Genomic DNA, 5,475 nt, shown 5'->3' with positions numbered 1-5,475 from the left:
TAGCGAAGCACCGAAGCGAAGCGCAGTGCGGAATGCCCCGACCCTTGCGCAGCAAGGGGCACGCCCAAAAAAATAAATAAAACTACTACTACTTCGGTGGGTAAATTTTTATTCGACTAGTTCCATGTGCCGTTTTTTCTACTATAATTTTAGTATGAATCCGCTCTTTAAGAGACTCTACGTGAGAAATAATTCCTATTACTTTGCCTGTCATTTGTAAGTTTTCCAAAGCAGTCATCGCAACCTCTAAGGTTTGAGGGTCTAAAGTACCAAAACCTTCATCTATAAATAGAGAACGAATTTGAGTTCCTTCACCTACTAGCTGTGATAAACCTAGCGCTAACGCTAAACTCACTAAAAAAGTCTCTCCGCCTGATAAAGATGAAATTTCCCTCACTTCACCTGCTTGATAAGCATCTATTACTTCCAAATCTAAATTTTCCCCTGGCTTTTTACGAAGTGTATACCTTGGATTAAGAGTTTTGAGGTGATCATTGGCTAAGCCAGCTAACCTAGCCAACGTTAAACCTTGTGCAAATTTTCTAAACTTATCTCCCTCTCTACTTCCAATCAGTTCATTGAGCCTTTCCCACCTTCTAAAAGTACCTTCCTGCTTTTGTATTTGTATGTGTAAGTCTTCTTGAGTTTTTCTAACCTCTGCATCATGTTCTAAGGATGCCTTATGTCTTCCCAGCTCTTGGTTGTATTCGTTAATTCGCTTTTTGATTGTTTCAATTTGCTTCGCAAGTAATTGTGCATCAACAGAAGCATCTACGTGGCTTTCTAGTTCAGACTTTTTAGATAAAGCTTGCTCACAGCGCAAATGATTTTGTTCAAGTTCTGCACAATAAGCTTCATATCTTGATTTTATGACACTTCGCTCGTTCAAAGGTAAGTAGTAATTACTAAAATCTTCTGCGGAAAGTTGGTATTTACTTTGTTCGGCATCAATGCTTGTGGTAAGGTTTTGGATACTTGTTTGTAGGTCTTGAGTAGTTCTCTCTATTTCTTGAAACTTACCTGTAAGGTTAGCTTTTTGAGCTTGAAGATCGGATATAGTGCTTTGAAGTTGGTCTTTTCTTTGGCTATACTCGTTTAATTGTGCTTGCAGTAATTCCTCTTCTTCATCGGCGGACATGTCTGGAATTAGCTGTTTGATTTCGGTTTGAATATCCCTTGCCGTTTGCTCACATTCGTTTTTATGATTGCTTTGTTTGTCTTTTTGGGCAATATATTGTTGTATTTGGCTTTCTAACCTTTCAATATCTTTTTGAAGTGTTTCTATCTTTTGAGTGAGCTGCTGGGTTTCCTCATTTTTTTGTGAGTATTGTCGAATCTTGTGTTCAACTTCTTCAAAAGTGGTGCTGGGAGTATATTGAGGATAGAGGGTTTGAATATCCTTTTGCAACTGCTGTTTATCCTGTTCTAATTTTTGAATTATACTTTGTAAATGTTTTATTTCGCTTTCGCAGCTAATTTTTTCTATTTCACACCCTTTTATTTGGAGCGTGATATCATCTAACTGATTTTTGATACTTTCAAAATGATTGTGAATCTTTTTTAACTCTTTGTCTTTGGTTTCAATTTGTTGCTTTAAGCTTGAGTAGGTTTTAATTTGCTCTTCCACTTGTTGCAAATGAGCTTGAATAAGACTGATATCATTAAGTGCGTAATTGAGATGGAGTGAATGTAGCAGAGTATTAAATTCTTGTTCATATTGAGCAAGTTGCTTTTGGTAAATCAAAATTTGGTTTTGATTGGCTTTGAGTCTTGCTTTGTTTTTCTCAATATTTTCGTTAGTGCGTATAAATTGTTCGCGAATTTGCTGATAGAATTGTTGTAGGTCTTGTAACTGTTTTTGTAATTGAGAGAGTACTTCTGGAACGCGGACTACATAAGGGTGTTCTGTGGCACCGCAGAGAGGACAAGGCTGACCTTTTTTGAGTTCAGCTCGGTAAGGTGCAAGTTCGTCAATTTTTTTTTGCCACTCTATTTGGTTTTGGGCGCTACCAATTGCTTTTTCATATTCGCTCATTTTTTGTTTGTACTCGTCAAGTTCTGTTTCTTGCTCTTGTATGGCTTTTTGTATTTGTTCTTGTTCTTTTTGCTCTTTTTGGAGGTTTTCAAGTGTAGTAGAGTAAAGTTCGCCGTTTCTCTTTAATTCTCGCAATTTAAATACATAAACTTCGTCAGGGATATCTTTGGGCATATCATTTTTAAGTTGCTCTATCACACTTTCTAATTTAGTTTTTTCAGAATAGTATTTTTCTTTTTGCTGCTCAATGTGTTGCTGTGTGTGCATTAGCTGTGCAATTTTTTGTTCTATTTCTTGGTGCTTTTTTTGTTGTTCAGAAAGCCTGTTTTTTTCGGTTTGGATATCTACATCTATTTGTGTATTTCTTTCCATGTAGTTTTGTAGAAGAGCGGCATTTTGTGCAAGTTGTGCGTATTGTTGGTGGGCTTGTAGCCATTCTAAATTTGCTTTGCGTTTCTCCTCTAAACATTCAAGGTTTTGGGTATTTTGCTCATTCTGATGATACAAATTTTCAATGTAATGTTCAATTTCAAGAATGTGTTTTTCTATTTCTTTAATTTGAGAACGGTAGCGGTTAAGCTCATATTCAAGTTCTCGGGCTTTTTGCCAAATGGGTTTCTTTTCACGTATAGTTTCATTGAGGGTTTCAATCTCTTTTTGAATTTTTGAAATCTCTTCTTGTGCAGCTTGTATTTTGGGATGTAGTGCGTTTATTTGCTGCCCTACCTCTTCTTTTTCTTGAATTTTTTGAGCAAGTTGAGATTCGTACTCATGCTTTTTGTCGTACATGTCATAAATGTCAGCATACTTTTCATAAAATTGATATTTCTCAAAGTGAGTTTTATATTCTTTGTACTTTTGCTCTATTTCGTACTTTTGCTTTTCGAGGTAGTCAATTTCTCTTTTGTACTGTTCAATTCGTCTGCAAATATCGTATTGTGCTTCTAGCTTTTTTTGTTCTTGACTGTCTTTTTTCAAAGATTCTTCAATATCAATGATTTTTTGTTGAATTTCGCTTATTTGCTCTGCGGAAAGAAGTAATGATATTTGAGTTTGTAGCTTATCTTTCAACTGATTGAGTTCTCGTTCCTTCTGTGTACAAATTTCGTATGTTTTAGCAGAGATTTGGCTAAATATCTCTGTACCTGTGATATATTCTAAAATTTCAGCTCTTTCGTTTGGTTTAGCTTTGAGAAAGGAAGCAAAGTTCCCTTGTGGTAAAATAATGGAACGAGTAAATTGCTCATACTCTAAACCTATAATCTTTTGTAGTAAGGGGTTTATGTCTTTTTCTTTTTCAGCTAGGATTCTTTTACTGCCTTTTGATTCAGCAATGTGCCTTTTGGGAGGTCCTATTGTGCCTGTTTTTCTTTGGCTTATAGCCCAAGATGCAGCATATTCTAATCCATCTTTTCCTACAAAAGTAATTTCAGCAAGTGCATCTTTTTCACCAAAGCTAATTACTTTGTCCGCAGGGGCGTTTGAGTAGCGAAATACTCTACCATACAAAGCTAAAGTAATAGCATCTAAAATAGTGCTTTTACCTGCCCCTGTCGGACCTACAATAGCAAATAAACTATGGGTCAAAAAAGGTTCTTCTTCAAAATTGATATAATGTTCTCCTCTTAAAGAATGTAAATTTCTTATGCGAATAGATAAAATTTTCATATTTACTACTTCAAGCAAAAATAGCAAAAGTAAATAGGAACACAAAATTTGTTACATCTTCTTTCTTTGGTAAAGCCAAAAAGTTTTTCATAAATGCACTTTTCAATACCACGCTCAATTTATCAACAATTGTAAAAAACGTAAATACAGCCCAGCAGATTCGGCTTCTTTGTCAGCATAATTTTTTATCTTTACAGCGTAATGAGATTGGTTTTGCATCTACTGATTTTTGTGATATTTATCTCTTTGCTTTGCAGCGCGCAAGCTTTATTTCCTACGGGATTACCCATTGGTTCAGATGCCCCTGAAATAGACCATATAACGCACGACCAAAAACGATTTAGACTATCAGACTACAAAAATAAAACGGATTTAACACTCATATTTTTACGAGATAAGACTTGCCCCATTTACAAAAGTAAAGTGATTAAAATGCAAGATAGCGTACTAAAAAATGAAAAAAATAGACGCGTAATTGTAATTATTGCAAAAGACTCTTCAATTGTAGATGCTTATCTCAAAAAGAACAATGTAAAGTACAACGAAATTATTTGGCTTCGTTCTACGGAGAACTACGATATTCACAAAAAGTATGGAACTTTATATGGAATGGACTACGAAACTTTTAACTTTTACGCCGAAAAAGGTTACAGATGCTTGAACTGTGGATGTGGAATATACTATTGTCCTTTTGCCGTGCCCTCTATTATTGCCGTAGATAGAAATGGCAAAATTAGCTACTGTAATATCAATAATGAAGATGCAGAGTACCCTTATCCTTCTACTCTATTAGAACTTTTAGCCATTATTAAACCGCATATTAACCAATAAATTTCTATCTTCGGTTCAAAAAATTTCTATCTCTTATGTCTGAAAGTGCCAATTATATTCGTACAGGTTTTAATCCTGTATCGCATGGTTTTGACTTTGGTAACGGATTTTTGAACACTGTGATAGACCTTCCTATCCCTAAAAACGTTCCTGAAGTTATCCTTAAATGGGTACAAAAACAAGGTGCAGAAATTGTTACAAAAGATGATGGTAAAAGATATTTGCAAGTCCATGCCAGAGGTAGATGTGGAGGAATGGCTTTTGCAGCCTTAGATTACTTTTACTCGCGCAAACCTATTCCCAAATGTTCAAAAAGCGAACTAACCGAAGAAGGTGTTCCTTACGATGACCATCCTTTGGCTAAATACATTCAAAAAAGATTGTTTGACAGTTTTTTCAAAGAAAGTGCCTTTCGTTTTGTATCTTGGACATTGCACGAAGATGAACCTAACTTGCTTTTTAAGGGCGTAAAATACTGGACTTGGCAAGAACAATTCCCTATTATTCAAGCATCAATACATCAAGGTAAGCCGCTGCCTTTGGGGTTAGTCAATGCTAGAAATTTATTGGATATCGGGCAAAAGAATCATCAAGTTGTAGTGTATGGATATGCTTATGAACCTCAAACCGAAAAGTTATCGCTTTTGCTTTACGATAGTAATTATCCACAAGTAGAATGTGTACTTACGGGTACAAAAAAAGATAAATTCTTTATACAAAGTAATCCTGGCTATTCTATTGATACATGGAGGGGCTTTTTTGTGCAGGATTATACTGCAATAGTTCCCCCTGACTTTTAAAGTTTGTCAAAGCCTACCATCTATCATAAATTTAGTTTTGTTTTTTATGAAAGTTAATTTTTAATTTTTTGGGCGTGCCCTTGCCCACACTTCGCTGCGCTTGTGTGGGCAAGGTCGGCGTGCTACGGGCTACGCTATCGC

The 5,475-nt window shown here is 35.6% G+C and carries 3 protein-coding genes; 2 read left to right on the top strand and 1 reads right to left on the bottom strand.

Annotated features, from left to right (window positions below):
* Nucleotides 1–88: 88 nt before the first annotated feature.
* Nucleotides 89–3,703 (bottom strand): AAA family ATPase, encoded by a 3,615-nt coding sequence (locus tag NZ519_11385; protein ID MCS7029355.1) that lies wholly within the window; start codon nt 3,701–3,703, stop codon nt 89–91.
* A gap of 201 nt (nt 3,704–3,904) precedes the next feature.
* Here NZ519_11385 and NZ519_11380 point away from each other — a divergent pair, with 201 nt between their 5' ends.
* Together NZ519_11380 and NZ519_11375 are read left to right on the top strand one after the other, a co-directional pair.
* Entirely contained in the window at nt 3,905–4,534 is a 630-nt protein-coding gene (locus NZ519_11380; protein ID MCS7029354.1) for a redoxin family protein, read from the top strand.
* Between the two features lie 35 nt (nt 4,535–4,569).
* Nucleotides 4,570–5,334 carry a hypothetical protein gene (locus tag NZ519_11375; GenBank protein ID MCS7029353.1) on the top strand — a complete coding sequence of 255 codons (765 nt, stop codon included), beginning with the start codon at nt 4,570–4,572 and terminating at the stop codon, nt 5,332–5,334.
* Nucleotides 5,335–5,475: the final 141 nt, after the last annotated feature.

The organism is Bacteroidia bacterium, from assembly GCA_025056095.1.
GTDB lineage: Bacteria > Bacteroidota > Bacteroidia > JANWVE01 > JANWVE01 > JANWVE01.
This window is presented reverse-complemented; position numbering and strand designations above follow the sequence as displayed.

Coding starts and splice junctions, on each gene's coding strand:
- NZ519_11385 (MCS7029355.1), bottom strand. CDS start 3,703: ATGAAAATTTTATCTATTCGCATAAGAAATTTACATTCTTTAAGAGGA.
- NZ519_11380 (MCS7029354.1), top strand. CDS start 3,905: ATGAGATTGGTTTTGCATCTACTGATTTTTGTGATATTTATCTCTTTG.
- NZ519_11375 (MCS7029353.1), top strand. CDS start 4,570: ATGTCTGAAAGTGCCAATTATATTCGTACAGGTTTTAATCCTGTATCG.